Origin of the sequence: Klebsiella quasipneumoniae subsp. quasipneumoniae (assembly GCF_020525925.1) — a bacterium.
GTDB classification, from domain to species: Bacteria; Pseudomonadota; Gammaproteobacteria; order Enterobacterales; family Enterobacteriaceae; genus Klebsiella; species Klebsiella quasipneumoniae.
The window spans coordinates 4,925,831-4,952,141 of sequence record NZ_CP084876.1 but is presented as its reverse complement, the minus strand read 5'-3'; the positions used below and the strand labels follow the sequence as shown (position 1 = coordinate 4,952,141).

The 26,311-nt window shown below is 61.1% G+C and carries 24 protein-coding genes and 1 pseudogene; 6 read left to right on the top strand and 19 right to left on the bottom strand.

Annotated elements, in window-relative coordinates; translation table 11 throughout:
- Positions 1 to 10 precede the first annotated feature (10 nt).
- The gene (locus LGM20_RS23730) at positions 11 to 1,108 is read left to right on the top strand and encodes a type 1 fimbrial protein (RefSeq protein WP_044525148.1); all 1,098 of its coding nucleotides are present in this window, start codon (positions 11 to 13) and stop codon (positions 1,106 to 1,108) included.
- Positions 1,109 to 1,160: 52 nt separating this feature from the next.
- Here LGM20_RS23730 and actP read toward each other — a convergent pair whose 3' ends face one another.
- From actP to acs, 3 genes are all read right to left on the bottom strand, one after another.
- The gene (gene actP, locus LGM20_RS23725) at positions 1,161 to 2,813 is read right to left on the bottom strand and encodes a cation/acetate symporter ActP (protein WP_025999225.1); all 1,653 of its coding nucleotides are present in this window, start codon (positions 2,811 to 2,813) and stop codon (positions 1,161 to 1,163) included.
- Positions 2,813 to 3,124, bottom strand: a complete 312-nt coding sequence (locus LGM20_RS23720) for a DUF485 domain-containing protein (RefSeq protein ID WP_004206350.1) — start codon at positions 3,122 to 3,124, stop codon at positions 2,813 to 2,815. The genes actP and LGM20_RS23720 overlap by 1 nt, the downstream gene beginning before the upstream one ends.
- 184 nt (positions 3,125 to 3,308) lie before the next feature.
- Positions 3,309 to 5,267: an acetate--CoA ligase gene (gene acs / locus LGM20_RS23715; protein WP_044525149.1), complete on the bottom strand. Its 1,959-nt coding sequence runs from the start codon at positions 5,265 to 5,267 to the stop codon at positions 3,309 to 3,311.
- A 100-nt stretch (positions 5,268 to 5,367) separates the two neighbouring features.
- On the opposite strand from acs, the pseudogene LGM20_RS23710 reads away from it, so the two are divergent.
- Both LGM20_RS23710 and gltP read left to right on the top strand, forming a co-directional pair.
- Positions 5,368 to 5,568: pseudogene (locus LGM20_RS23710) on the top strand (hypothetical protein).
- Between the two features lie 111 nt (positions 5,569 to 5,679).
- Positions 5,680 to 6,993, top strand: a complete 1,314-nt coding sequence (gene gltP, locus LGM20_RS23705) for a glutamate/aspartate:proton symporter GltP (protein WP_004206354.1) — start codon at positions 5,680 to 5,682, stop codon at positions 6,991 to 6,993.
- Between the two features lie 34 nt (positions 6,994 to 7,027).
- Here gltP and LGM20_RS23700 read toward each other — a convergent pair whose 3' ends face one another.
- On the bottom strand, positions 7,028 to 7,714 hold the full coding sequence (locus LGM20_RS23700; protein WP_023291654.1) for a tetratricopeptide repeat protein: 687 nt from the start codon (positions 7,712 to 7,714) through the stop codon (positions 7,028 to 7,030).
- A gap of 197 nt (positions 7,715 to 7,911) precedes the next feature.
- Positions 7,912 to 10,059 (bottom strand): formate dehydrogenase subunit alpha, encoded by a 2,148-nt coding sequence (fdhF, locus tag LGM20_RS23695; RefSeq protein ID WP_077598907.1) that lies wholly within the window; start codon positions 10,057 to 10,059, stop codon positions 7,912 to 7,914.
- 272 nt (positions 10,060 to 10,331) lie between these two features.
- Between fdhF and LGM20_RS23690 the strand changes: the two genes are divergently transcribed.
- Positions 10,332 to 11,060, top strand: coding sequence for a response regulator (locus LGM20_RS23690; protein WP_044525150.1), 729 nt, complete (start codon positions 10,332 to 10,334; stop codon positions 11,058 to 11,060).
- Positions 11,061 to 11,100: 40 nt separating this feature from the next.
- On the opposite strand, the gene LGM20_RS23685 is transcribed toward LGM20_RS23690, so the two are convergent.
- The 4 genes from LGM20_RS23685 to LGM20_RS23670 form a co-directional block, all read right to left on the bottom strand.
- Positions 11,101 to 12,117 carry a carbohydrate kinase family protein gene (locus LGM20_RS23685; protein ID WP_032454581.1) on the bottom strand — a complete coding sequence of 339 codons (1,017 nt, stop codon included), beginning with the start codon at positions 12,115 to 12,117 and terminating at the stop codon, positions 11,101 to 11,103.
- Between the two features lie 74 nt (positions 12,118 to 12,191).
- Complete coding sequence (locus tag LGM20_RS23680) at positions 12,192 to 13,133, bottom strand: ABC transporter substrate-binding protein (protein ID WP_032454582.1); 942 nt, start codon at positions 13,131 to 13,133, stop codon at positions 12,192 to 12,194.
- Between the two features lie 30 nt (positions 13,134 to 13,163).
- Positions 13,164 to 14,162 carry an ABC transporter permease subunit gene (locus LGM20_RS23675; protein WP_023291658.1) on the bottom strand — a complete coding sequence of 333 codons (999 nt, stop codon included), beginning with the start codon at positions 14,160 to 14,162 and terminating at the stop codon, positions 13,164 to 13,166.
- Positions 14,159 to 15,679, bottom strand: a complete 1,521-nt coding sequence (locus LGM20_RS23670; protein ID WP_044525151.1) for a sugar ABC transporter ATP-binding protein — start codon at positions 15,677 to 15,679, stop codon at positions 14,159 to 14,161. Before LGM20_RS23670 ends, LGM20_RS23675 begins: the two co-directional genes overlap by 4 nt.
- 179 nt (positions 15,680 to 15,858) lie before the next feature.
- Here LGM20_RS23670 and LGM20_RS23665 point away from each other — a divergent pair, with 179 nt between their 5' ends.
- Positions 15,859 to 18,144 (top strand): ATP-binding protein, encoded by a 2,286-nt coding sequence (locus tag LGM20_RS23665; protein ID WP_044525152.1) that lies wholly within the window; start codon positions 15,859 to 15,861, stop codon positions 18,142 to 18,144.
- 70 nt (positions 18,145 to 18,214) lie between these two features.
- Complete coding sequence (gene yjdP, locus LGM20_RS23660) at positions 18,215 to 18,568, top strand: DDRRRQL repeat protein YjdP (RefSeq protein ID WP_004206366.1); 354 nt, start codon at positions 18,215 to 18,217, stop codon at positions 18,566 to 18,568.
- Between the two features lie 22 nt (positions 18,569 to 18,590).
- Here yjdP and phnP read toward each other — a convergent pair whose 3' ends face one another.
- The 10 genes from phnP to phnF form a co-directional block, all read right to left on the bottom strand.
- Complete coding sequence (gene phnP / locus LGM20_RS23655; protein ID WP_004206367.1) at positions 18,591 to 19,349, bottom strand: phosphonate metabolism protein PhnP; 759 nt, start codon at positions 19,347 to 19,349, stop codon at positions 18,591 to 18,593.
- A gap of 15 nt (positions 19,350 to 19,364) precedes the next feature.
- Positions 19,365 to 19,928, bottom strand: coding sequence for a ribose 1,5-bisphosphokinase (phnN, locus tag LGM20_RS23650; protein ID WP_004206368.1), 564 nt, complete (start codon positions 19,926 to 19,928; stop codon positions 19,365 to 19,367).
- Positions 19,928 to 21,064 (bottom strand): alpha-D-ribose 1-methylphosphonate 5-triphosphate diphosphatase, encoded by a 1,137-nt coding sequence (gene phnM / locus LGM20_RS23645; protein WP_044525153.1) that lies wholly within the window; start codon positions 21,062 to 21,064, stop codon positions 19,928 to 19,930. The genes phnN and phnM overlap by 1 nt, the downstream gene beginning before the upstream one ends.
- Complete coding sequence (phnL, locus tag LGM20_RS23640; RefSeq protein WP_023291665.1) at positions 21,061 to 21,741, bottom strand: phosphonate C-P lyase system protein PhnL; 681 nt, start codon at positions 21,739 to 21,741, stop codon at positions 21,061 to 21,063. The genes phnM and phnL overlap by 4 nt, the downstream gene beginning before the upstream one ends.
- Before the next feature lie 107 nt (positions 21,742 to 21,848).
- A complete protein-coding gene (gene phnK, locus LGM20_RS23635) occupies positions 21,849 to 22,607 on the bottom strand; it encodes a phosphonate C-P lyase system protein PhnK (protein WP_023291666.1) in 759 nt (252 codons plus the stop codon).
- Positions 22,604 to 23,452 (bottom strand): alpha-D-ribose 1-methylphosphonate 5-phosphate C-P-lyase PhnJ, encoded by an 849-nt coding sequence (locus tag LGM20_RS23630; RefSeq protein ID WP_002885202.1) that lies wholly within the window; start codon positions 23,450 to 23,452, stop codon positions 22,604 to 22,606. The genes phnK and LGM20_RS23630 overlap by 4 nt, the downstream gene beginning before the upstream one ends.
- Positions 23,445 to 24,509 (bottom strand): carbon-phosphorus lyase complex subunit, encoded by a 1,065-nt coding sequence (locus LGM20_RS23625; protein ID WP_044525154.1) that lies wholly within the window; start codon positions 24,507 to 24,509, stop codon positions 23,445 to 23,447. Before LGM20_RS23625 ends, LGM20_RS23630 begins: the two co-directional genes overlap by 8 nt.
- On the bottom strand, positions 24,510 to 25,094 hold the full coding sequence (phnH, locus tag LGM20_RS23620) for a phosphonate C-P lyase system protein PhnH (protein ID WP_008807244.1): 585 nt from the start codon (positions 25,092 to 25,094) through the stop codon (positions 24,510 to 24,512). It lies immediately after the preceding gene.
- Positions 25,091 to 25,543: a phosphonate C-P lyase system protein PhnG gene (phnG, locus tag LGM20_RS23615; RefSeq protein WP_032454588.1), complete on the bottom strand. Its 453-nt coding sequence runs from the start codon at positions 25,541 to 25,543 to the stop codon at positions 25,091 to 25,093. Before phnG ends, phnH begins: the two co-directional genes overlap by 4 nt.
- On the bottom strand, positions 25,544 to 26,269 hold the full coding sequence (phnF, locus tag LGM20_RS23610) for a phosphonate metabolism transcriptional regulator PhnF (RefSeq protein WP_044525158.1): 726 nt from the start codon (positions 26,267 to 26,269) through the stop codon (positions 25,544 to 25,546). It abuts the gene before it with no gap.
- Between the last annotated feature and the right edge of the window lie 42 nt (positions 26,270 to 26,311).

Sequence of the window (26,311 nt, the reverse complement as noted above, 5' to 3'; positions counted from 1 at the left end):
AGGGAAGTTTATGAAAAAGCTTATTTTATTTTTCATTGTGGTGCTGATCCCCTCCTACAGCTGGGCGTTATGTGAGGGGAAAAATTATGGCGATATCTCGATGACTAACCTGCCGGAAAAAATACTTATCAACGCCGGAAATTATACCGCGGGTACGGTGCTATACGATTCCGGGAAAATGAATCACGCGCAAACGTTTATGCTCAATTGCCAGGGGCAAATTTACGCGGTGTTTGCCTGGTCTTCGAGCAATGCCGGGGCGTTGGTCGGCGATAACATCTATACCACCTCGGTGCAGGGGATCGGGATACGCGTTAAAGTGTGGCTTAATATCAGTGGTGAATATGAGAACGATACAGATGATTTCACTCCCGACTCGCAGGTGCATTATATCGGCGATGCCAACTTTAAACTCGGTGAACCTAATGGCTTTTTAGATTTCTACGCTTCCACACATTACACCCCGGCGTATCAGCTGCAGCTGGTAGCGACTGGCGGCGCGATTGCCAGCAATAGTACATTATCCTTTAACGACCCGGTGGCGACGGTATCGGCAAAGGATAAGTCAGGCTCGGTAGCGATTTCTCAACTGCATATCAGCGGAACCACCAGCATCCAGATGATCCCGATGGGGTGCGATGTCAGTAGCAATAATCTTAGTTTTGCCATGGGCAGCATCAATACCGGCGAGTTTAATAGCGCGACGAAGGTAGGATCAGCGCGGCAGTCCATGAATCTCTTTTGCGAGCCGGGAACCAATGTTTCGATGCGGGTGGTGGCGGCGGAAGCGAGTGGGGATAATCCGGATAACACCGTAATGGCCTTAACGGCAGAAGAGAATGTTGCCACCGGGGTGGGGGTCCAGTTGAATCTGGATGGCGAAGCGCTGCCATTGAATACCGACATCAGCCTCTATACCTCGAGCCGTACGACGGTAACGAACGACGGCGCAGATGCCAGCTATAGCTATTTCACCCATCCCGACAGTCCTGGCGGGGCAGCCGCTCAGCAGTCGCTCGCTTTTTCCACAAACTATTATAAGACGGGAAGTATAGTGACAGCAGGTTCAGCAAACGCAGCAGGGGTGATCACCTTCACCTACAACTGACGGGGGCAGAATAAGCCCCTTCCCCGGACGATGCCGGGGAAGGGGGAGAAGATTAATGCGCCTGACCTTTCTCGATGCCAATCCCTGTCTGCGAACGGATAAACTGGGCGCGGAACTGCTCGCGCTCGCGCATCCCTTCCGGTGAGTTATCGGTCGCGGAGAAGAGCCAGATACCGATGAACGCGATAGCGATGGAGAACAGCGCCGGGTATTCATACGGGAACAGCGCTTTCTCATGACCGAGGATCTGCACCCAAATGGTCGGGCCGAGGATCATCAGAATCACCGCCGTCAGCAGACCCAGCCAGCCGCCGATCATCGCCCCGCGGGTGGTCAGCTTCGACCAGTACATCGACAGCAGAATGATCGGGAAATTACAGCTGGCGGCAATAGAGAACGCCAGGCCGACCATGAAAGCGATATTCTGATTTTCGAACAGGATGCCCAGCAGAATGGCCACCACGCCGAGGATCAGCACCGTAATTTTGGAGACCTTCAGCTCCTGACGCTCGGTCGCCCCTTTACGGAAGACGTTGGCGTACAGGTCGTGCGACACCGCTGAGGCGCCCGCCAGCGTCAAGCCAGCGACCACCGCCAGAATGGTGGCGAAGGCGACCGCGGAGATAAAGCCGAGGAACAGGTTGCCGCCCACCGCATCCGCCAGATGCACCGCCGCCATATTATTGCCGCCGATAAGCTGCCCGGCCGCGTCTTTGAACACTGGGTTCGCGCCGACCAGCATGATGGCGCCGAAGCCGATGATAAAGGTCAGAATATAGAAGTAGCCCATAAAACCGGTGGCGTAGAACACGCTTTTACGCGCTTCTTTGGCGTCGCTCACGGTGAAGAAACGCATCAGGATATGCGGCAGGCCGGCGGTACCAAACATCAGACCGAGGCCAAGGGAGAGCGCGGATATCGGATCTTTCACCAGCCCACCCGGGCTCATAATCGCCGCGCCTTTCGGGTGGACGGCCATCGCTTCGGTAAACAGATTATTGAAGCTGAAGCCGACGTGCTTCATCACCATAAAGGCCATAAAGCTGGCGCCGAACAGCAGCAGAACCGCTTTGATAATCTGCACCCAGGTGGTCGCCAGCATGCCGCCGAACAGGACATAGAGCACCATCAGGACGCCCACCAGCACCACCGCAACGTGATAGTTAAGACCGAACAGCAGCTGGATCAGCTTGCCGGCGCCGACCATTTGGGCGATCAGATAGAGGGCCACCACCACCAGCGAGCCGCAGGCGGAGAGGGTGCGGATCGGTCCCTGTTTGAGACGATAGGACGCCACGTCGGCAAAGGTGTAGCGGCCAAGGTTACGCAGACGTTCGGCAATCAGAAACAGGATAATCGGCCAGCCGACAAGGAAGCCCAGCGAGTAGATCAGACCGTCGTAACCGGAGGTATACACCAGCGCGGAGATACCAAGGAACGACGCTGCCGACATAAAGTCGCCGGCAATCGCCAGCCCGTTCTGGAAACCGGTGATATTGCCGCCGGCGGTGTAGTAATCGCTGCGCGAACGCACCCGTTTTGACGCCCAGTAAGTGATGTACAGGGTCAGGGCGACGAAAATCAGGAACATGACAATCGCTTGCCAGTTGGTCGGCTGGCGCTGTACCGCGCCGGTAATGGCGTCTGCGGCCTGAACGCCGAGGGGCAGCAGCGTGGCGGCGAGCGCCGTCAGGACTCTCTTGATCATGCTTTTACCTCGTTGAGAACGCTCTTGGTCAAACGGTCAAATTCACCGTTGGCCCGCCAGACATAAATACCGGTGAGAACAAACGAAATGACGATCACCCCGATGCCCAGCGGGATCCCGCGGGTGACGCTGGTCCCGGCGTGCAGCGGCGTGCCGAGCCAGCCTGGCGCGAAGGCGATAAGCAGAATAAAGCCCACATAGATCACTAACATAATCACTGACAGAATGGCGGCAAACCGTTGCCGTGATGCTACCAGCTCCCTGAAATGCGCACTATTTTCTATCCGCTGACAAAGTTGTTCATTCATCTTAGCGTCTCCAGAGGTCTCCCTTTCGTCATCCACGCAGCGGACGCTGGCGACAGCAACCCCTCCGGCGTTAAAGGCCGGGATACGGTTCGCTGACGGCGTTCCTGCGAGTGAAATCCTGGGGGAGGGACTTATTTTTATCCTCTCCCCGGTGGGGGAGAGGGTGTAGGGAATCGGTCCTTACTTAAGAAGGCATGGTAATGGCCTGCTTCTCTTCGAGCAGTTTTTCCACTACGCCAGGATCGGCGAGAGTCGAGGTATCGCCGAGGTTGCTGGTGTCGCCCGCGGCGATCTTGCGCAGAATGCGGCGCATAATTTTGCCCGAGCGGGTTTTTGGCAACGAATCGGTCCAGTGCAGAACATCCGGCGTCGCCAGCGGGCCAATCTCTTTACGCACCCAGTTACGCACTTCCGCATACAGCTCCGGCGTCGGTTCTTCACCGTGATTGAGCGTCACGTAGGCGTAGATAGCCTGGCCCTTGATGTTGTGCGGAATACCGACCACTGCCGCTTCGGCGATTTTCGGGTGTGACACCAGCGCCGATTCGATCTCGGCAGTACCCAGACGGTGGCCGGAGACGTTCAGAACGTCATCCACGCGGCCGGTGATCCAGTAATAGCCATCTTCATCTCGGCGCGCGCCGTCGCCGCTAAAGTACATATTTTTGAAGGTGGAGAAGTAGGTTTGCTCAAAGCGCTCATGATCCCCGAACAGGGTTCGCGCCTGGCCGGGCCAGGAGTCGGCGATGGCAAGATTGCCCTCGGTGGCGCCATCCAGCGGCAGCCCTTCGTTATCCACCAGCACCGGCTGAACGCCGAAGAACGGGCGGGTAGCGGAGCCAGCCTTCAGCTCAATCGCCCCCGGCAGCGGGGTGATCATAAAGCCGCCGGTTTCGGTCTGCCACCAGGTGTCCATCACCGGGCACTTCTCGTTACCGATCTTCTTCCAGTACCACTCCCAGGCTTCCGGGTTAATGGGTTCGCCGACCGAGCCGAGAATGCGCAGTGAGGAGCGGTCCGTGCCTTCGATAGCCTTGTCGCCTTCCGCCATCAGGGCACGGATCGCCGTCGGAGCGGTATACAGAATGCTGACCTTATGCTTATCGACGACCTGGCACATACGCGCCGGGGTTGGCCAGTTCGGCACCCCTTCGAACATCAGAGTGGTGGCGCCGCAGGCCAGCGGGCCGTACAGCAGATAGCTGTGGCCGGTGACCCAGCCGACATCGGCGGTGCACCAGTAAATATCGCCCGGGTGGTAATCGAAAACGTATTTAAAGGTGGTGGCCGCGTAGACCAGATAGCCGCCGGTGGTGTGCAACACCCCTTTCGGTTTACCGGTGGAGCCAGAGGTATAGAGGATGAACAGCGGATCTTCGGCGTTCATCTCGACGGGGCGGTGTTCGGCGCTGGCGTTCGCCATCAGATCGCTCCACCACAGATCGCGGCCTTCCTGCCAGTCGATTTTACCGCCGGTACGTTTCAGGACCACGACGTGTTCAATGCTGTTGACGTTCGGGTTTTTCAGCGCGTCATCGACGTTTTTCTTCAGCGGGATGGCGCGACCGGCGCGCAGCCCTTCATCCGCGGTGATCACCAGGCGCGAGCTGGAGTCGATAATGCGTCCGGCCACTGCCTCCGGCGAGAAGCCACCGAAAATCACCGAGTGGATGGCGCCGATGCGGGCGCAGGCCAGCATCGCCACCGCGGCTTCCGGCACCATCGGCATATAGATGGCGACCACGTCGCCTTTTTTAATCCCGAGGCCGAGCAGCACATTGGCGAAGCGGCAGACGTCCGCATGCAGTTCACGGTAGGTGAGGTGCTTGCTCTGGCTGGCGTCGTCGCCTTCCCAGATGATGGCGGTTTGATCGCCGCGCTCGGCGAGATGGCGGTCGAGGCAGTTGGCGGCGAGGTTCAGGGTGCCGTCTTCATACCATTTGATGGAAATGTTACCCGGCGCAAAGGAGGTATTCTTCACGCGGGTATAGGGGCGCATCCAGTCAAGGATTTTGCCCTGCTCGCCCCAGAATGTATCAGGGTCGGTTATGGATTGTTGATACTGCGCCTTGTACTGATCCGGGTTAATCAGGCAACGTTCCGCAATGTTAGCGGGAATAGGGTGTTTGTGTATTTGGCTCATGGCTTTTTTTCTCCTTTGAACTTGTTAAATATATGTCAAACAAACGTTAAGAGTAGGGGTTTTGACAGCTTTGTTTGTTAATTGGGGGGCAGATCACGCAATGATTCAACTGAGTGAAATTTCGTCAAATGAAACTTTGAAGTGAAATAATTACGTAAATGAATTTATAGAAACGGAAGATGTGAAATATTTTTTATTACAAATACTTATGCATTGTAACTGGGGGAAATTCGTGACTTTATGCAGAAAACCAGAAGAAAGCCCTATTCTTAAAGGCTTGCGCAGCATGCCGTGCAAATGATACTGATATTGCGCGTTAAATAACCCCACAAAGCAACGCAACACAATTCATACCCCCTGCAGTGGGTACCATGACGAAAAGGAATGGTGCCTTTCATTGAGGAAGTCAGTAGTGAAGAAAACAAAAAAAGTCAGTCTGGCCTGGCAAATTTTGCTAGCCCTGGTGCTGGGTATCCTTTTGGGCAGTTATCTGCATTACCACGCCGAAAGTCGCGATTGGTTGATTAGCAATTTGCTGACGCCGGCGGGCGATATCTTTATCCATCTGATTAAAATGATCGTAGTCCCGATTGTTATTTCGACCCTGGTGGTCGGGATTGCCGGCGTGGGCGATGCCAAACAGTTAGGCCGGATCGGCGCCAAAACCATTATCTATTTCGAAGTGATCACCACGGTGGCGATCGTGCTGGGTATCACCCTGGCCAACGTCTTCCAGCCGGGAACGGGCATTGATATGTCGCAGCTGGCGGCGGTTGATATTTCGAAATACCAGAACACCACCGCTGAGGTGCAGAGCCATGCGCATGGCCTGATGGGCACCATCCTGTCGCTGGTGCCGACCAACATCGTGGCGTCGATGGCGAAAGGCGATATGCTGCCGATTATTTTCTTCTCGGTGCTGTTTGGTCTGGGGCTCTCCTCGCTGCCGGCGACGCACCGTGAGCCGCTGGTGACGGTCTTCCGCTCCATCTCCGAAACCATGTTCAAAGTCACCCATATGGTGATGCGCTATGCGCCGATCGGGGTGTTCGCCCTGATTTCAGTGACCGTCGCCACCTTTGGTTTCGCCTCGCTGTGGCCGCTGGCCAAGCTGGTGCTGCTGGTTTACTTCGCGATCCTGTTTTTCGCGCTGGTGGTGCTGGGGATTGTCGCCCGCCTGTGCGGCCTGAGCATCTGGATCCTAATCCGCATCCTGAAAGATGAGCTGATTCTGGCTTACTCCACCGCCAGCTCCGAGAGCGTGCTGCCGCGTATTATCGAGAAAATGGAAGCCTATGGCGCGCCGGCGTCGATCACCAGCTTCGTGGTGCCGACCGGCTACTCCTTTAACCTCGATGGCTCAACGCTGTATCAGAGCATCGCGGCGATCTTTATCGCCCAGCTGTACGGCATCGACCTCTCCATCTGGCAGGAGATCACCCTGGTACTGACCCTGATGGTGACCTCGAAAGGGATCGCCGGCGTGCCGGGCGTCTCTTTTGTGGTGCTGCTGGCCACCCTGGGCAGCGTCGGGATCCCGCTGGAGGGCCTCGCCTTTATCGCCGGCGTCGACCGTATCCTCGACATGGCGCGTACCGCGCTGAACGTGGTGGGCAATGCGCTGGCGGTGCTGGTTATCGCCAAGTGGGAGCATAAGTTCGACCGCAAAAAAGCGCTGGCGTATGAACGCGAAGTGCTGGGCAAGTTTGATAAAACCGCGCAATAAAACACAAAGCCCGGCGCGAGCGCCGGGCTTTTTCTTATCCTTTACTGATCCTGTCAAACTCTTCGCAGCCGGTATCAAACCCCTCCAGGCAACTGACGTTAAGCCAGTGCAGCGCCTTCTGCTTATTCGGTTCGATAAAGCCTTTCTCTCCCTGCTGGAACATCATCCCGGCCCAGTATTCGGCATAGCCGGTCCGCGAGAGCGCCGAGCTGCCTTTAAAGTAGGCGCTCGCTTTCCCATCATCTTCCGGACCGTGCACGCCGCTGGCGTAGATCAGCCCCAGCAGCATCTGGGCGTCTACCGCCGCATCGCTTTCGCTGTCCCGGGCGGCATCCTGCAGAAGCGTGATGGCGTGCGCCACGTCGGTGGGGCCAGCCTGACGGTTCACCAGCACTCGCGCGAGGACGATCTCCCCGGATTTACTGCCGGCCTCGACGGCTTTTTCCGCCAGCTGGCGAGCCTGCGGATAGTCCGCCTGCTGCGGATTGCGAATTTTTAGCTGCGCCAGCAGGGCCAGCGCGTCGCCATCGCCCTGCGCCGCTGCTTTCTGTGCCCAGAATTCGGCTTTCTGATAATCGCCGGAGCTAACCCAGGTATCCGCAAGGTAATATTGCGCGCGTCGATCGCCGGCTTCCGCCTGCTGTTGATACCGGCTACCCGGTTCGGTGGCCACCGCTGCGCCGCTGGTAATGACCAGTAAAAATAAAAAGAGGTATTTCATTTGTATTTATTATCAGCAAGGAACATAGCGCGCAGTATAAAGGGAGGCGAAAAAGAAGAAAATGACAGGGATCGGTAGGTAGAGCGGATTCGCTCTACCTACCGCAGGTACGCGGGCACGGCGCCGCTTGTATGCCGAGTGGCGGCTATGCCAGATCCGGCCTACGCATCGCGCGAGCCGGATCAGGCCGCCGAACATTAACCCATCGCGCTTTCGCGCAGGCGGGATTTCAGCTTGTTGTACTCGTCGATCACGTACTGTTCCGCCGCGCGCTGATCGGCAATCCGCTCAACGTTGACCGCGCAGTACTTGTACTCCGGCGTTTTGGTTATCGGGCTCAGGTTCTCCGACACCAGCTCGTTACAGGCGCCAATCCACCACTGGTAGGTCATATACACCGCCCCTTTGTTCGGCCGGTCGCTGACCTGCGCGCGGGTGATGATCCGACCCTTGCGCGAATTCACCCACACCAGCGCTTCATCCTCAATGCCTAACCGTTCGGCGTCGGCGGTGTTGATCTGCGCATAGCCAGGCTCATCCGCCAGCGCCGCCAGCGCCGCGCAGTTACCGGTCATTGAACGGCACGAGTAGTGGCCGACTTCGCGCACCGTCGACAGCACCATCGGGTACTCGTCGGTGAGCTTATCGATCGGCGCGACCCAGTCGCAGGTGAAGAACTGCGCCAGCCCGTTCGGGGTATCGAACTTCTCTTTAAACAGATACGACGTCCCCTGATCGGCGTCGGACTCATCGCGGCACGGCCACATGACGTAGCCAAGCTCACCCATTTTCTCGTAGGTGGCGCCGTAGAAGTCCGGGCACAGATGCCGCAACTCGTCCCAGATCTCCTGGGTGTTGTTATAGTGCATCGGATAACCCATCCGGGTGGCGATTTCGCTGATGATCTGCCAGTCGGTTTTCAGGTCCCACTTCGGCTCTACCGCTTTAAAGAAGCGCTGGAAGCCGCGATCCGCTGCGGTGTACACGCCTTCGTGCTCGCCCCACGAGGTGGACGGCAGGATGACGTCGGCCGCGGAGGCGGTTTTGGTCATGAAAATGTCCTGGACGATAACCAGCTCCAGATCGTCGAACGCTTTGCGCACCGCCGAGAGTTCGGCATCGGTCTGCAGCGGATCTTCACCCATAATGTACGCCGCCCGCACTTCGCCGTGCGCCGCGCGGTGCGGCAGCTCGCTGATGCGATAGCCGGTATGTGCCGGCAGGCTGTCGACGCCCCAGGCTTTGGCGAACTTCTCGCGGTTTTCCGGGAACTTAACGTACTGATAGCCCGGATAGGTATCCGGCAGCGCCCCCATGTCGCAGGCGCCCTGGACGTTGTTCTGGCCGCGCACCGGGTTGACGCCGACGCTCGGTTTGCCGAGGTTGCCGGTGAGGATCGCCAGGCTGGTCAGCGAACGTACGGTCTCCACGCCCTGGTAGAACTGGGTCACGCCCATGCCCCACAGAATGGCGGCGGATTTGGCGCTGGCGTACATCCGGGCGCAGGCGCGGATCTCCTGGGCGCTGACCCCGGTGATCTCCTCCACCGACTCCGGCGTATAGCCTTCAACGATTTTGCGATACTCCTCGAAGCCTTCGGAACGGCTGGCGACGAAGGATTTATCGTACAGATCCTCTTCAATAATCACGTGGCCAATGGCGTTGAGCAGCGCGATATTCGAGCCGTTCTTCAGCGCAATGTGCATATCGGCGATGCGCGCGGTTTCAATTTTGCGCGGGTCGCAGACGATAATTTTCGCCCCGTTGCGTTTAGCGTTAATGACGTGATTCGCCACGATAGGGTGGGAATCCGCCGGGTTGTAACCGAAGATAAACACCAGATCGGTGTTATCAATCTCCGTGATGGCATTACTCATGGCGCCATTACCGACCGACTGGTGCAGACCTGCAACCGAAGGGCCGTGTCAGACGCGAGCGCAGCAGTCGACGTTATTGGTACCAATAACGGCGCGCGCGAATTTTTGCATCACATAGTTGGTTTCATTACCGGTACCGCGGGAGGAGCCGGTGGTTTGGATCGCATCCGGGCCATATTTGGCTTTAATGGCGCTGAGGCGAGTGGCGACGTAATCCAGCGCCTCATCCCAGGAGACAGCTTCCAGCTTGCCGCCGCGTTGACGACGGATCATGGGGGTTTTCAGGCGCGGCGTCAGGATCTGGGTATCGTTAATAAAGTCCCAGCCATAATAGCCCTTCAGGCACAGGGTTCCCTGGTTGGTTTTCCCCTGCGCCGCTTCAGCCCGAACGATTTTGCCGTTATCGACCACCAGGTTGATTTTGCAACCTGATGCGCAATACGGGCAAACCGTGACGACTTTTTTCATCGGTCTTGCTCCAGTTATTCAATGGGCGCGTTTGCGCTATCGCGCCGTCACTATGCATCTTCTATGCCATATTTTCATTGTGGGTATTCCTTGATGATACGTGGCTTTTTTGGGCGAAATGCTGACGAAAAACAGCCTGTCGACAGATTTGACGTGTCGATACCCTGGAGATGTGACGGCGCTTGAAAAAATGTCACCGGGAGAGGAATTTGTCGGCGCAGCCTTGCAGAATCGATCAGACTGACACTAACTCCCCGCGGGCAGAGGCAAAGATGAAACCGGTCATTTTAGTGGTTGATGACGACATAGCGATGGGCGAGCTGCTCAGCGATGTGCTCGGCGCGCACGCGTTTGAGGTGCTGGTCTGCCAGACCGGCGGCGACGCGCTGGCGACGGTGGCGCAGCGGGCGGACATCGCGCTGGTTTTGCTGGATATGATCCTGCCGGATACCCATGGTTTGCAGGTGCTCCAGCAGCTGCAGCGCACGCGGCCTGAGCTGCCGGTGGTGATGCTCTCCGGCCTGGGCAGCGAGTCCGATGTGGTGGTGGGCCTGGAGATGGGCGCCGATGATTACATCGCCAAACCGTTCAGTTCGCGGGTGGTGGTCGCCCGGGTGAAGGCGGTGCTGCGGCGCAGCGGGGCGCTGGCCAGCGAGGCGCCGGGCGGCGTCGCCGGCCTGACGTTCAACGGCTGGCGGCTGGATACCACCCGCTGTGAGCTGTATAACCCACAGCAGCAGGCGATCCCGCTGACTCAGGGAGAATACGGTTTGCTGCTGGCGCTGGCGCAGAACGCCCGCCGGGTGCTGAACCGTGAACAGCTGCTGGCGCTAACCCATACCGAAAGCACCGAGGTGTTCGATCGCACCATCGATGTGCTGATCATGCGCCTGCGGCGCAAAATCGAATTGAACCCGCATCAGCCGACGCTGATTAAAACGCTGCGCGGCCTGGGCTATGTCTTTTCCGCCGACGTGACCCACAGCGAGAAGGCGGCGTAGGGCGGGGGCTGTCTAACCGGCCTGCCCATTGCTGGCGGTGTTAACCCCTCTCACTATTCTGCAACTGAATAAACGCCTGCAGCTCAGAGAGCGTTTTGGCGCCGTCGATCGCATTGGCGGCCTGCAGGCTGGCGCGGGCGCAGGCATGAGCCAGCTGCAGACTGTCGGTTAACGGCCAGCGTTCGTGGCTGCCGTACAGCAGGCCGGCGCAGAAGGCATCTCCGGCGCCGACGCTGCCGACAATCTCCTCCGGCGGTAGCCGCCATGACGGTACCCAGCGCCCGGCTTCGGTACGGGAGACGCCCCATGCCCCCTCCGGACAGTGGATCACCACTCGCTGGCGCACGCCTGCGTCAAGCAATGCGCTGGCGGCGCGGGCGATATGGGCGACGTGCGGCTCGCCGTTGGGTAGACGAATCTCCAGCCCGCTAAACTCGCTGGCTTCCAGCTCATTGATGGTCAGGTAGTCAAGATGCGCCAGCGCCGGCAGGACCAGCGGGCGGTAGCGCGGGTCGCCCTTGCGCGACACCAGATCGAGGGAAACCTCATAGCCTCGCTCGCGCATCTGCGCCAGCAACCGCGCGCTGCGGGTGCCGTACTCTTCGTCGGGGCGATCGAGACTCTCAAGCAGCAGCAGATAGCCGAGATGGAAAATTTTCAGCGGCGCATCCAGCGGCTCAAAGGCCGGAAGGTCAAGCAGGCGGTTGGCGCCGGGAGAGTGAAAGAAGGTGCGCTGGCCTTCGGCGTCGGTCATCACCTGAGTCATTGAGGTGGGGGCGGAGCTGGTGCGCTGCACAAGCTGGCGATTGATATGGTACTGATCGAGCATGGCGGTAATGTAGTCGCCATCGTTATCCTCGCCAATCAGGCCGACCGCCTGCAGCGGCAGTCCGGCGTGCATTTTGGCCAGGGTCAGCAGGACATTCAGCGGCGCGCCGCCGGTGGCGCGTTCGCTGTGAATAATTTCCACCAGCCAGCCGCGCTCCGGCCACTGTCTGATCTGGTGAACATGATCGACCAGCATGTTGCCTGCGGCAATGATGCCTTTGCGTTCCATGATCGCTACTCCGCGCCGTCATACCTGTTAAGCGTAGCGCACAATCGACGGAACGATTGTGCGCCCGGTTGCGCTTATTTCACGGTCCAGCCTTTGTAAGAGCTGACGTTGTTTTTGTCGATCATGGTCACCGGGATCAGCACCGGCGCGGTTGGGGCCGGTTTGCCCTGCAGGATGTTGTAGCCAATTTCCACCGCCTTCGCCGCCATCACCTGCGGATCCTGCGCCGGCGTCGCGACGAACAGCGAGTTCTTACGCTTCAGCGCCTCTTCGCCGTCCGGGCTGCCGTCGACGCCGACGATGAAGAACTCGCTGCGCTGCGCCTGTTTCGCCGCCAGATCGGCGCCAATCGCCGTCGGATCGTTGATCGCGAACACGCCGTCAATCTTCGGATTGGCCGCCAGCAGGGAGGTCATCACCTCCAGTCCGCCTTCCCGGCTGCCTTTCGCGTTCTGGTTGGAGGACAAAATTTTAATATCCGGGTGTTTTTTGAACTCCGTTTCGCAGCCTTCGACGCGGTTTTGTACGGCGGAGACCGGCGGCCCGTTGATGATCACCACGTTGCCTTTGTTGTTCAGACGGTCGCTAATGTATTTACAGGCCAGCTCGCCCGCCTGGGTGTTATCGGAGGTGATGGTGGCGTCGGCCCCTTCGGCGGCAACGTCAACCGCCACCACCACGATCCCGGCCTCTTTGGCCCGCTTCACCGCCGGGCCAATGCCTTTCGAATCGGCGGCGTTGAGGATAATCATATCGACCCTGGCGGCGATAAAGTTGTCGATCTGCGCCACCTGCTGGCCCAGGTCGTAGCCGCTGGAGACCAGCGTCACTTTGACGTTATCCCCCGCCAGCTTGCGGGCTTCCAGCTCCGCGCCCTTGGTGATCTGCACAAAAAACGGGTTGGCAAGGTCGCCCACCGTCACGCCTATCGCTTTCAGCTCTTTGGCCGACGCAAAGGGGGAGGCGGCCAGCAGCGCGCCAGCACACAGCGCGGTGACTATCGGTTTTAAACGCATTCGCTTTTCCTCGCAGGTAAGATGGTGTTGTTATGCACTTTGATGGTGTCGGGTACGGTATTTGTCGATCAGCACCGCAATGATGATCACCGCCCCTTTGATCACCAGTTGCCAGAAGTAGGAGACCCCCATCAGGGTCATACCGTTATTGAGGGTGGCGATAATCAGCGCCCCCACCAGCGTACCGGTGATGGTGCCGATGCCGCCGACGAAGCTGGTGCCGCCGAGAATGACCGCGGCGATGGCGTCCAGCTCGTAGCCGACCCCGAGGTTGCCGTTGGCGCTGTACAGCCGGGAGGCGCTCATCACCCCGCCAAGGCCGGAGAGCAGGCCGCTCATGCCATAGACAAACAGCAGCACCAGCCAGACTTTGATGCCGGTCAGCCGCGCCGCCTGCATGTTGCCGCCCACCGCGTAGATATGCACCCCAAGGGTGGTTCGGCGCAGGATAAACCAGCACACCGCGATAACCGCCAGGGCGATGACCACCAGCCACGGCACCGGGCCGAGGTAGTCATTGCCGATCCACTCGAAGCTGATATCGGAGTTGATTACCGTGGTGCCGTCGGCCAGCAGATAGGCGGCGCCGCGCAGCGCCGTATAGGTGCCGAGGGTGACGATAAACGGCGGTAGCCCGGCGAAGGCCACCAGCGCGCCGTTGAACAGCCCAAGCAGCAGGCCGAGCATCAGCGCCGCCGGAATCGACAGCAACGCCAACTCCGGGATCAGCGAGACCACCATTGCCGCCACCGCGGTGGTGCCGAGAATGGAGCCGACGGAGAGGTCAATGCCGCCGGTGAGGATGATGAAGGTCATTCCCGCCGCCAGCACAATGTTGATCGAGGCCTGGCGGGTGATATTCAGCAGATTGCTTTCCGTGAAGAAGTTGGGGGCGATAAAGCCGAAAACGGCGACGATCAGGATGAGGATCGGCAGAATGCCGACGGTCTGCATCAGGTCGCCCATCAGCATTTTTTTCGCCGAAGCGGATGTCGCGACCGGCGCGGAGGTCTCTTTCGGTATGCTCATAGTTGCCCTGCCTTAAGGTGAGAATCGTTCACGCCGGTGGCCAGCGTCATGATCTGTTCCTGGCTGATATCGCCGGACTGCAGCTCGCCGGCGATAGTCCCTTCGCGCATCACATAGACCCGGTCGCTCATGCCCACCACTTCAGGCAGTTCGCTGGAGATCATCAGAATAGCGACGCCCTGGCGCGCCATGTCGTTCATGATGCGGTAAATCTCGCTTTTCGCGCCGACGTCGACGCCGCGGGTGGGTTCATCGAGGATCAGAATGCGTGGGCCAATCGCCACCCAGCGCGAAATTAACAGCTTCTGCTGGTTGCCGCCGGACAGTCCGCCGGCGCGCACCTGGGCGTGAGGCACGCGGATGTTCAGCAGCTGGATGGCGTCATCGGAAATAGTTTGCGCCTTACGGCGATTGAGCATCCCCCAGGTCGCGTCGCGCTCCAGCGTCGCCATGGTGATGTTTTCCTGGGCCGCCAGTTCGAGAAACAGGCCCTGCTCTTTGCGATTTTCGGTCAGAAAGCCGATTCCATGGTCGATGGCTTCGCGCGGCGAGTGGATCACCACCGGCTCGCCGTCGATCTCGATCACCCCGCCGGTGGCTTTGCGCACGCCAAAGATCAGCTGCGCCAGCTCGGAGCGTCCGGCGCCGACCAGCCCGGCGAGGCCGACGATTTCGCCAGCATGCACCACCAGGCTGCTGGGCTTAACCTTGCCGCCATCGGTCAGGTCTTCGACCCGCAGGCGCGGCTGGCCGCGGGGAATATCGCGCGCTTTATTGAACAGATCGCTGAGCGGACGGCCGACCATCATGCGCACCAGCTCCGGCGCATTGAGCTTGTCGCGCACCAGGCTGCCGACATACTGCCCATCGCGCAGGACGCTGACCCGGTCGGAGAGCTCATACACTTCCGCCATACGGTGGCTGATATAGATGATCGCCATCCCCTCGTCACGCAGGCGCAGGATGAGGTCGAACAGGCGCTGGGTTTCTCGCGAGGAGAGGGCGGCGGTGGGTTCATCCATCACCAGAATGCGGCTTTGACGGTGCAGAGCGCGGGCGATCTCCACCTGCTGCTGTTCGGCGATGGTCAGGGTCATCACCCGGTCGCTGGCCTTGAACTGGGCGCCGAGACGGTCGATCACCGCCTGCGCCTGGCTGAGCATCGCTTTGCGCTGCACCAGGCCACCGCGCGCCAGCTCGCTGCCGAGGAAGATGTTTTCCGCGACGGTCAGGTTCGGCGCCAGCTGCATCTCCTGGTAGATCAACGTGATCCCGGCGGCCAGCGCGTCCTTGGGGCCGCGGATCGTTTGCGGTTTCCCGTCGATCAGGATCTCGCCGCTGGTGGCGGTATAGGCGCCGGCGAGGATCTTCATCAGTGTGCTTTTTCCGGCGCCGTTTTCCCCCATCAGGGCATGGATCTCGCCGGGCCAGACCGTCAGGTCGACGCCCTTCAGCGCGTAGAATTTGCCAAAAGCTTTGGCGATATGGCGCATTTCCAGTACCGGGGTGGCGGTCATCACGGCGCTCCTGTCTGCGAGAACAATAGCTGTAGTCCACCACCGGAAAATAAATGCAGGATGTCAGAATCCATTCATATTTGTCATAGTGATAAATAGTTAACCGCGATCACAGTTACGCGGCGTCATTTTCTGCACCGTCACGCTTATCTGCCGACCGTTCCTTCACCGGAGTTGCTATGACCGCTCGCCGACACCCGTTTTTCACCAGCGCCCGTGGCCGCCTGCTCTCCTTTAATCTGCTGATGGTAGTCGTCACCCTGCTGGTGAGCGGCGTGGCGGTGTTCGGCTTTCACCACGCCAGCCAGCTGCAGGAGCAGGTGCAGCGCCAGACCCTCAACGATATGCGCGGCAGTATGGATCTGGCGCGGGACACGGCGAATGTCGCCACGGCGGCGGTGCGCCTGTCGCAGGTGGTGGGCGCGCTGGAGTACAAAAGCGAAGCGGAACGGCTGCTGGCGACGCAGCAGGCGCTGAAGCACTCGCTGGCCCAGCTGGCGGCGGCCCCGCTGGCGCAGCAGGAGCAGGCGCTGGTGGCCAGTATTATTCGCCGCAGCAACGCGCTGCAGCAGAGCGTGGCGGAGATGCTGGAGCGCGGCCAGCGCCGCCATCTGCAGCGCAATGCGCTGCTGAGTTCGCTTTACCAGAATCAGAGCAACCTGCGCCATCTCGCCGATCTTAACGATCGCGGCGGGGAGCGGGCGATCGATCCTCGCCGGCTGGCCGAGATGGACCGGCTGATCGTCGCCGCGATCCATACCGTCACGCCGCGGTCGATCGTTCTGCAGCTCGACCAGCTGCGCGGCGACCTGCCGGCTCAAAGCGCCGATCCCGCGCTGGCGTTTGTTCTCCCCGACGTCACCCGGGAGCTGGCGAAGCTGGCCCCGCTGTCGGCCCAGCTGGAGGAGAGCGACCTGACGATCAGCTGGTACATGTACCACATCAAAGCGCTGGTCGCGCTACTTAACGACGACATCAATCAGTACGTGACCCGGGTGGCGGAAGCCTCCGAACAGCGGGCGGCGCAGAGCCATCGGGAGCTGCGCTCCATCAGCATGTTTATTCTGCTTTCCGCGCTGCTGGCGCTGGCGATCACCGGCTGCGCCGGGTGGTACATCTACCGTAACCTGGGCTCTAACCTGACCGCTATCTCGCGGGCGATGTCGCGGCTGGCTCAGGGAGAGCCGAACGTCTCGGTGCCGGCCCTGCAGCGGCGCGACGAGCTGGGCGAACTGGCGCGCGCCTTTAACGTTTTCGCCCGCAATACGGCGTCGCTGGAGCATACCACCCGGCTGCTGAAAGAGAAGACCACCCAAATGGAGATCGATCGGATTAAGCGCCAGGAGCTGGAGGAGGCGCTGCTGCACAGCCAGAAGATGAAGGCCGTCGGCCAGCTGACCGGCGGCCTGGCGCATGATTTTAACAACCTGCTGGCGGTGATCATCGGCAGCCTTGAGCTGGTGGAGGCGAATGCGCAGGATGCGCCGCGCCTCACCAGGGCGCTGAAGGCGGCGGAACGCGGGGCGCTTCTGACCCAGCGGCTGCTGGCCTTTTCGCGCAAGCAGGCGCTGCATCCCCAGGCGGTGGCGATGGCGCCGCTGCTGGAGAACCTCAGCGAGCTGATGCGCCACTCCCTGCCGGCGACCTTGAGCCTGGAGATTGAGGCGCAGTCGCCGGCATGGCCGGCATGGATAGACGTCGGCCAGTTGGAAAACGCCCTGATCAACCTGGTGATGAACGCCCGCGACGCCATGGCCGGGCGCACGGGCGTCATTAAAATTCGCACCTGGAATCAGCGGGTCACTCGCAGCAGCGGCCAGCGGCAGGATATGGTGGCCCTGGAGGTGATCGATCACGGCAGCGGCATGTCGCAGGCGGTGAAAGCCCGGGTGTTTGAACCCTTCTTCACCACCAAAGCCACCGGCAGCGGCAGCGGCCTGGGGCTGTCGATGGTGTATGGCTTTGTGCGCCAGTCGGGCGGCAGGGTGGCGCTGGAGAGCGCGCCGGGGCAGGGGACGACGGTGCGGCTGCAGCTGCCCCGGGCGATGACCGAGGTCGGGAAGGCGGTGGCGCCGGTGGAAGACGAACCCATCCCGGCGGGAGAGCGGCTGGCGCTGGTGCTGGAGGATGAAGAGGATGTTCGCCAGACGCTGTGCGAACAGCTGCATCAGCTGGGCTGGCTGACGCTGGAAACCGCCAGCGGGGAAGAGGCGCTGCAGCTGCTGGAGGCCTCGCCGGATATCGCCCTGTTGATCAGCGATTTGATGCTGCCCGGCGCGCTGAGCGGCGCCGATGTGATCCATACCGCCCGACGCCGCTTTCCGGCGCTGCCGGTGCTGCTGATCAGCGGTCAGGATTTGCGCCCGGCGCAGAACCCGGCCCTGCCGGAGGTGGAGTGGCTGCGTAAGCCCTTTACCCGCACCCAGCTGGCGCAGGCGCTGAGTGCAGCGTACGCGAGGATTTGAGATTCCTCCGCTACCCGGGCGGCATGCCGATGATTAAGGTAGCGGCAGGACTCTGATGAGATTGGCCCCGATGAAACGTTACGCAATCGCACTGCTCTTTTGCACTCTGTCGCTGACCAGCCTGGCCGCCCGCGCCGATATTATCGATGACGCGATCGGCAATATTCAGCAAGCCATTAACGACGCCTATAACCCGGGTAGCAGTCGCTCTGATGACGACGACAGATACGATGACGATGGCCGGTATGATGACGGGCGCTATCAGGGAAGTCGCCAGCAGAGCCGTGACAGCCAGCGTCAGCATGACGATCGGCAACGCCAGCTGGACGATCGCCGCCGTCAGCTGGATGAACGCCAGCGCCAGCTCGATCGCGATCGCCGCCAGTTAGAAAGCGATCAGCGTCGTCTGGACGATGACTATTGATCGCCCCGCAGCAGACCGACGCCTAATCCAGCACGATTTCCATCCCGTCATAACCCGCTTCGAAACCTTCCGGTAGCGGGTTATCCATCATCCAGACGTCAAACTGATGGCTGATATGGGTGAGGATCACCCGCGGACAGCCTATCGCCTGGTTAAGGGCGCGAACGGTATTGAAATCGTTATGGTTACGCGGGGTCTGCGCCCGCGGCTCATGGCTGCAGTCGATGATCATCGCCTGCGGGCGGTTGCTGAGTAAAAACTTCAGCGTCTTGTCCGGCAGCCCGGCGGTATCCGAGAGCCAGGCTACCCGACTGTGGGCCGACTCCAGCAGATAACCGAAGGTGAGCTTCGAATGGTTGAGCGGCAGGGGCGTTACCCGCAGGCCCTGCAGCTCAAACACCACAAACGGCGTGACGGTATGGCTGAAGTCGAGCAGGCCGGGGTGCTTGAGCAGATCGTCGCAGCCGGCGTCGTCCGGCGGGCCGTAGACCGGGATCGGCGCGCCCACGCCCCAGCGCAGCGGAAACAGCCCCTGCACATGATCCAGGTGATAGTGGGTTAGCAGCACCTGCTGAAAGCTGCCGGCGGGATGATGTTCCATCAGATCCGGTCTGCCGGCGTCCAGCAGCGTCACTGCGCTGTTGAACGTCACCACCCCGCTGCAGGGGCGTCGGCGATGGCTTTCCTCGCGGCGGGCGCGGCGGCAGGCCGCGCAATCGCAGCCAAAGGCCGGCACCAGCTGAGCGCCGCCGGTGCCGGTTAAGCGGAGGGTCAGGCTCATCGTGTCACCTTTGGTTTATACCAGCGGATCCGCTTCGCGCACCGCGTGGCTGCGCAGCAGGCGGAAAAATTCATCGACCGATTGTCGGAGACTGCCGTCGTTATTCAGCGTCAGGCAATCGTCCGGCTTATAGCGCGCGGCGCGGTCCAGACGCTGGGCGATATCCACCGCATTTTCCCGGCCGCGCTGCTCCAGCCGCTGGCGCAGCACCGGCGGCGAGACGGCGAGACAGATCGGCACCAGCACCTCGCCGTAGCGTTCCCGCGCCAGCGCCAGATGGGCGCGGGAGCCATTGGCCACCACGTCGAAGCCGGCGTGCAGCCAGAGGTCGATCTCCACGCCAATGCCATAGTAAGTATGGTTGGCGTGCCAGCTGAGGGCAAAGAGATGCTGCTCGGCGCGGGTAAAAAATTCATGTTCGCTGAGGGCGATATGGTTTTCGTTACCGGCGTTAAAGGGCCGGGTAATGTAACGATGCGCCACCAGCAGCTGCGGGTGCTCGCGCTGGCGCAGCGCCGCCAGCAGGCTGTCTTTACCGGAGCCGGAGGGCCCCACCAGCCAAATCAGTTTCCCCGGCATTAAAAGACCCTCCTTCCCTGGCGCCAGACATGGTCGATGTGGACATGCTCGCCGCGACGGTGCGCCAGCACCAGGTCGGCGCGTTTCCCCTCGGCGATGACGCCGCGATCGTCAAGGCCCAGCGCCTGCGCCGGATGTTTGCTGACCAGACGGATCGCCTGCGCCAGGGTGAAGGCGTTATCCTCGGCGTCGGCGATGCGGAATGCGGCATCCAGCAGGCTGGCGGGGTAGTAGTCGGAAGAGAGAATGTCGAGCAAACCGTGGTTCGCCAGCTGGTGGGCGGCGACGTTGCCGGAGTGGGAACCGCCGCGCACGATATTCGGCGCCCCCATCAGGACGTGCATCCCGTGCTGACGTGAAGCCTGCGCCGCGGCCAGGGTGGTAGGAAACTCGGCGATCACGCTACCCAACTGGTGGGATTCAGCCACATGCGCCTCGGTGGCGTCGTCGTGGCTGGCGAGGGCGATACGGCGGGCGCGGCACATGGCGGCAATGGTCTGGCGATTGGGCTGCGACCAGGTGGCGGCCAGGGCCATCTGCTCGGCTTCAAACCGATCCATCTCGTCATGCGTCAGATGGTACTTTCCCTGATAGTAATCGCGGTACTTGCTGCGATCGGCATACTGGCGCTGGCCCGGGGAGTGATCCATCAGCGAGACCATGCTCACTGACTCGCGGTCAATGAGCTTTTCAAACAGCGGTAGCGTGGTGTGATGCGGCAGCTCGCAGCGCAGGTGCAGGCGGTGCTCGGCGCGGTTAAGACCACGCTTTTGCGTCTCTTCCACCGCATTGACCATCTTCTCCAGATTCTCAAGACGATCGCCGCCATCGCGCACGTCGCCAATCGCCACGGCGTCGAGCACGGTGGTGATGCCGCTGGCGACCATCATTGCATCGTGGCTGCTCATCGCCGAGTGGGCCGGCCAGTCCACCTTCGGTCGCGGGGTAAAGAATTTGTCGAGGTTATCGGTATGCAGTTCGATAAGGCCCGGCAGCAGCCAGCCGCCTTCGCCATCCAGCGCCTGCGGCAGCCGGCTCTGGCTTTCCGCGAAGGCGAGAATGCGACCGCCCTGGACTTCCAGCGAACCGTGTACCACGTCGTCATCGAGAACCAGATTTACGTTATTGATAATCATGCTGTCATTCCCATGGGGTGCAGCCGGTCGGCGACCTGGCGGCGTACCCCTTCGTCATGGAAAATCCCGACGATGGCCGCGCCGCGCGCTTTGGCATCGTGGATCAGGTCGACCACGGCAGCACTGTTTTTGGCATCCAGTGAGGCGGTGGGTTCATCGAGGAGCAGGATCGGATAGTCGACCGCAAAACCGCGGGCGATATTGACCCGCTGCTGTTCGCCGCCGGAAAAGGTCGACGGCGCAAGATGCCACAGACGTTCGGGAACGTTGAGGCGGGTCAGCAGCTGGGCGGCTTTGGCGGCGCTCGCTTCACGCGGCGTCCCGAGGTCGAGCAGCGGCTGCATCACCACCTCCAGCGCCGAAATGCGCGGGATCACCCGCAGAAACTGGCTGACCCAGCCGATGGTGGTTTGACGCACTTCCAGCACCTTGCGCGGTGTGGCAGTGACCAGATCGACCCATTCGTCGCCGTGGCGGATATGAATATGGCCGCTGTCCGGCAGATAGTTGGCGTACAGCGAGCGCAGCAGGGTCGATTTGCCGCTGCCGGAGTGGCCGTGGAGCACCACGCACTCCCCGGCGTTAACGGTCAGCGAGGCGTCGGCCAGCACCGGCAGACGCACGCCGTGCTGCTGGTGCAGAACAAAGGTTTTATGAATGTTTTCAACGCGGATCATGTTAGCCCTCACGGGGTTGAGTTGCCGGGAGGCGCTTCGCTGACCCGGCCTACGAATAACGTATCTGCAGGCCGGGTAAGGCGCCGCCGCCGCCCGGCAAAACAGCGTCAGTTCTGCAATACCGACGACACCAACAGCTGGGTGTAAGGGTGATGCGGATCGTCGAGCACCCGGTCGGTTAAGCCACTCTCCACCACCTGGCCCTGCTTCATCACCAGCAGTCGGTTCGCCAGCAGGCGGGCGACGCCGAGATCGTGGGTGACAATCACTACCGCCAGATTCAGCTCCACCGCCAGGCCGCGCAGCAGGTCAAGCAGCCGCGCCTGCACGGACACATCCAGCCCGCCGGTAGGTTCATCCATAAACACCAGCTTCGGCTGGGTGACGAGATTGCGGGCGATCTGCAGACGCTGCTGCATGCCGCCGGAAAAGGTGGTGGGCAGGTCGTCGATGCGCGAGGGCGGGATCTCCACTTCCTGCAGCCACTTTTCGGCGGTGGCGCGAATGTTGCCGTAGTGGCGGGCGCCGGTGGCCATCAGCCGTTCGCCGATGTTGCCCCCGGCGGAGACCTGGCGACGCAGGCCGTCCATCGGGTGCTGATGCACCACCCCCCATTCGGTGCGCAGCAGGCGGCGGCGTTCGGCTTCGCTCATGGCGTACAGCGAGCGCTGCTGGTACAGCACCTCGCCCCGCTGCGGCGTCAGGCGGGCGGAAATCGCCTTCAGCAGGGTGGTTTTACCGGATCCGGACTCCCCAACGATGCCGAGCACTTCCCCCGGCCACAGTTCGAAGGAGACGTCGCGGAAGCCTTTATCCGGGGCATAGAGATGGGTCAGGTGATTGACGGCAAGTAACGGCTGGCTCATTTTTTCTGCCCCTCGCTCTGCTGGCGGCAATAGTCGGTATCGGAGCAGACAAACATCCGCTGGCCGCTGTCATCCAGCACCACTTCGTCGAGGTAGCTGTGGCGCGAGCCGCAGATGGCGCAAGGCTCATCCCACTCCTGGACGGTAAACGGATGGTCGTCGAAATCGAGACTTTCCACCGGGGTATAGGGCGGCACGGCGTAGATCCGCTTTTCGCGCCCGGCGCCGAACAGCTGCAGCGCCGGCATCATGTGCATTTTCGGGTTATCGAATTTCGGGATCGGCGAGGGGTCCATCACGTAGCGGCCATTGACCTTCACCGGGTAGGCGTAGGTGGTGGCGATATGGCCGAAGCGGGCGATATCTTCATACAGTTTCACCTGCATCACGCCGTACTCTTCCAGGGCGTGCATAGTGCGGGTTTCGGTTTCGCGCGGCTCGATAAAGCGCAGCGGCTCCGGGATCGGCACCTGATAGATCAGGATCTGATCCTCCACCAGCGGCGTCTCCGGGATGCGGTGGCGGGTCTGGATCAGGGTGGCGTCTTCAGTGCGCTCAGTGGTGGCGACGCCGGTCACGCGCTTAAAGAACTGGCGGATCGACACCGCGTTGGTGGTGTCATCGGCGCCCTGGTCAATCACCTTCAGCACGTCGTTCTCGCCGATGACGCTGGCGGTCAGCTGGATGCCGCCAGTGCCCCAGCCGTAGGGCATCGGCATTTCGCGACCGCCGAACGGCACCTGATAGCCGGGAATGGCTACCGCTTTGAGAATAGCCCGGCGGATCATGCGCTTGGTTTGCTCGTCGAGATAAGCAAAGTTATAGCCAGTCAGTGGGTTAGCCACGTTCGTTCTCCCGTTGCAGGCGTTTCAGCAGCGCCAGTTCGGCCTGGAAATCGACATAGTGCGGTAGCTTCAGATGCGAGACGAAGCCGGCGGCTTCAACGTTATCGGCGTGGGCCAGCACAAACTCTTCATCCTGGGCGGGACCGGCAATCTCTTCGTCATAGTCCGCCGCCTGCAGGGCGCGGTCGACGAGGGCCATGGCCATCGCTTTGCGCTCGCTCATGCCGAAGGTCAGACCGTAGCCGCGGGTGAAGTGCGGCGGTTCATCCTGCGGGGCGACGAAGCCGTTGACCATTTCGCATTCGGTCAGCAGCAGCTCGCCAATATTGACGCTAAAGCCCAGCTCTTCCGGGACAATCTCCACCTGCACGTAGCCGCTGCGGATCTCGCCGGCAAACGGATGGTTGCGGCCATAGCCGCGCTGAGTCGAATAGGCCAGCGCCAGCAGGTAGCCTTCATCGCCGCGCATCAGCTGCTGCAGGCGCGAAGAACGCGAGCAGGGGTAGACCGGCGGGGTGCGGGTGATATCGTCGGGCGGTGTGCCGCGATCTTCCTCGGCCTTCGCCAGCCCCTGCTGCGTGAGCAGGCTAAAGACGTGCGGCGTCGGCTGCGTGTCGCACTCGGCTTGCTGCACAGAAGGCGCTTCGCCGTTTGCCAGCAGGGTAAAATCGAGCAGGCGGTGGGTGTAGTCGTAAGTGGGGCCCAGCAGCTGGCCGCCGGGGATATCTTTGTACACTGCCGAGATGCGGCGTTCGAGACGCATTCCGGCGGTGTCGATCGGTTCGCTAATCGCCAGCCGCGGCAGGGTGGTGCGGTAGGCGCGCAGCAGGAAGATCGCTTCGACGTTATCGCCGCTGGCCTGCTTGAGCGCCAGCGCCGCCAGTTCGCGATCGGCGATGCAGCCCTCGGTCATCACCCGGTCCACCGCCAGATTGAGCTGGTCACTTATCTGGTCAACGCTCAGTTCGGGAAGCCGTCCATCGCCCCGTCGTTTCTGTTCCTGTAAGGCGTGAGCGGCGCGGATCGCCTTCTCGCCGCCCTTGACGGCAACGTACATTTAGCAAACCTCCACGTGGGTGGTGCGCGGGATCGCCAGCAGGCGCTCGCCGCAGGTGAGGATCAGGTCAATGCCCAGCGGGAACGGGTGCGGGCGCTCCGTCAGTTCGTCAATGATGCAGTCCGGCAGCTGAGGGGCGATCATTCGCTCTTCGGCAATGCCTGCCCCGGTCAGGCGCAGCATGCGCCCGCCGCTCAGGCTGGCGAGCTGGACGATCAGCGTGACGCCGGTCTCCGGGGCGGTGACGGTGCCCGCGGAGAGGACGTTGAGCTGCTCGGCGCTGATGCCGTCATTGGCGACCGCAAAGACCGCCTGCTGCGGCTGGTCCACCAGCGGCGCGCCGGTATGGAAGCGCAGATTCTGTCCCACCAGATCGTTATGCAGGGCGCTGGCGAGCCAGACCGGCGTTTCGTGATCGGCAAGGGTCAACAGCAGGCTGGTGGAGGCGACGTTCAGCGGCTGCCAGCCGTGCTGCAACTGCTGCAGGGAGACAATCACCCCCGGCTCGCTCATCGCTTTCAGCAGGCGACGAAAACTGTGTTGGGCATCCTGCACAGCCAGGGTAAAAGCGGGTTGTAAGGTCATGCGTTATCTCCGCGAACCAGGGTAAAGAAGTCGACCCGGCTGGCGTTGACTTCGGCGCGTCGGGCTTCAATGCGCGCGCTGCGTAGCGCTTCCAGCGGGGTTATCAGGGTTTCCATTAAATTGTGAAAATGGCGGGGCGACTGCAGCAGGGCGTCGATGGCCGCGCAGCGTTCGGCGTGCGGGCGGTCGCGGCCTAAGATCCAGCTGTAGCCGAGCGTACCATCGGCCAGACGTACCGCCGCCCGGGTGAGCGTGGCGTCGCCGGCGAAGAAACGGTCGCCGATACCGCCCATCCGGGCCTGAAGCTGCACCAGGCCTGTCTCGGGAGAGCGGATCAGCTCATACTCCGGCGCCAGCTGCAGGGCGTGCATGCGTGCCAGAAGATCTTGAGGTTCACTGTGGGCCAGCACGGACATCCAGCGCTGGCGGGTGGCGGTATCGAAGTGCATTCAGTGCTCCATGGTGAATTCAATCATGTCGGCGCGGGTCAGGCTGACGGAGTATTCGGTGACGGCCTGCTCGCCCTGGCGGCTGTTGAGGGTGCGCACGCAGAGCAGCGGCGCCATATTGGGGATCTCCAGCAGCTTGCTCTCTTTCGCCTGCGCGCGACGGGCGCTGATTTTGGTGCGCACCCGGGTCAGTTCGACGTCAAGCCGATCGCGGAGCAGGTTGTGCAGCGAGCCGTGGCTGAAGGTCTGCAACACCGGCCAGAAGCGCAGGTCGGTAAAGTAGTGGTCAATCAGGCACAGGGCGACGCCATTGACCCGGCGCAGGGTGCGCAGGTGGATGACATTCTCGCCCTCGCTAATGCCAAAGGCCTCGGCAACGTGCGCGCTGGCGGGGCGCAGTACCGACAGCAGTTTTTCGCTGGTGGGATCGCTGCCTTGTTCCAGCAGGTTCTGGCTGAACCGCGCCTGGGCATTGAGCGGGTAATCGATCGGCCGCATCAGCACCAGCACGCCGACGCCCTGACGGCGTTGTACCCAGCCGCGCTCAACCAGCTGGTCGATAGCCCGACGCAGGGTATGGCGGTTTACGTCGAAGCGCGTCGCCAGCTGCTGCTCGGCGGGCAGATAGTCGCCGCAGCGATAGTGGTGGCGCAGCTCCTGCTCAAGCCGGGCGGCGATTTCCTGATAGCGCGTGGGATAACTGGTCGGATGTCTGGACAGGTGCATGGTCATCAAGCCTCACACAGCATAGGCGAGGAGCCTCCTCGC

Bases quoted from the DNA above. Each gene is read 5' to 3' on its own strand.
- LGM20_RS23720 (WP_004206350.1), bottom strand. From the start codon at position 3,124: ATGAATGAACAACTTTGTCAGCGGATAGAAAATAGTGCGCATTTCAGG.
- LGM20_RS23625 (WP_044525154.1), bottom strand. From the start codon at position 24,509: ATGTACGTTGCCGTCAAGGGCGGCGAGAAGGCGATCCGCGCCGCTCAC.
- phnF (WP_044525158.1), bottom strand. From the start codon at position 26,269: ATGCACCTGTCCAGACATCCGACCAGTTATCCCACGCGCTATCAGGAA.
- LGM20_RS23690 (WP_044525150.1), top strand. From the start codon at position 10,332: ATGAAACCGGTCATTTTAGTGGTTGATGACGACATAGCGATGGGCGAG.
- LGM20_RS23700 (WP_023291654.1), bottom strand. From the start codon at position 7,714: ATGAAATACCTCTTTTTATTTTTACTGGTCATTACCAGCGGCGCAGCG.
- phnH (WP_008807244.1), bottom strand. From the start codon at position 25,094: ATGACCTTACAACCCGCTTTTACCCTGGCTGTGCAGGATGCCCAACAC.
- LGM20_RS23680 (WP_032454582.1), bottom strand. From the start codon at position 13,133: ATGCGTTTAAAACCGATAGTCACCGCGCTGTGTGCTGGCGCGCTGCTG.
- phnP (WP_004206367.1), bottom strand. From the start codon at position 19,349: ATGAGCCTGACCCTCCGCTTAACCGGCACCGGCGGCGCTCAGCTGGTG.
- phnM (WP_044525153.1), bottom strand. From the start codon at position 21,064: ATGATTATCAATAACGTAAATCTGGTTCTCGATGACGACGTGGTACAC.
- phnG (WP_032454588.1), bottom strand. From the start codon at position 25,543: ATGCACTTCGATACCGCCACCCGCCAGCGCTGGATGTCCGTGCTGGCC.
- LGM20_RS23670 (WP_044525151.1), bottom strand. From the start codon at position 15,679: ATGACCGCCACCCCGGTACTGGAAATGCGCCATATCGCCAAAGCTTTT.
- yjdP (WP_004206366.1), top strand. From the start codon at position 18,215: ATGAAACGTTACGCAATCGCACTGCTCTTTTGCACTCTGTCGCTGACC.
- LGM20_RS23685 (WP_032454581.1), bottom strand. From the start codon at position 12,117: ATGGAACGCAAAGGCATCATTGCCGCAGGCAACATGCTGGTCGATCAT.
- acs (WP_044525149.1), bottom strand. From the start codon at position 5,267: ATGAGCCAAATACACAAACACCCTATTCCCGCTAACATTGCGGAACGT.
- LGM20_RS23675 (WP_023291658.1), bottom strand. From the start codon at position 14,162: ATGAGCATACCGAAAGAGACCTCCGCGCCGGTCGCGACATCCGCTTCG.
- LGM20_RS23730 (WP_044525148.1), top strand. From the start codon at position 11: ATGAAAAAGCTTATTTTATTTTTCATTGTGGTGCTGATCCCCTCCTAC.
- phnL (WP_023291665.1), bottom strand. From the start codon at position 21,741: ATGATCCGCGTTGAAAACATTCATAAAACCTTTGTTCTGCACCAGCAG.
- phnK (WP_023291666.1), bottom strand. From the start codon at position 22,607: ATGAGCCAGCCGTTACTTGCCGTCAATCACCTGACCCATCTCTATGCC.
- phnN (WP_004206368.1), bottom strand. From the start codon at position 19,928: ATGCCGGGGAAACTGATTTGGCTGGTGGGGCCCTCCGGCTCCGGTAAA.
- LGM20_RS23665 (WP_044525152.1), top strand. From the start codon at position 15,859: ATGACCGCTCGCCGACACCCGTTTTTCACCAGCGCCCGTGGCCGCCTG.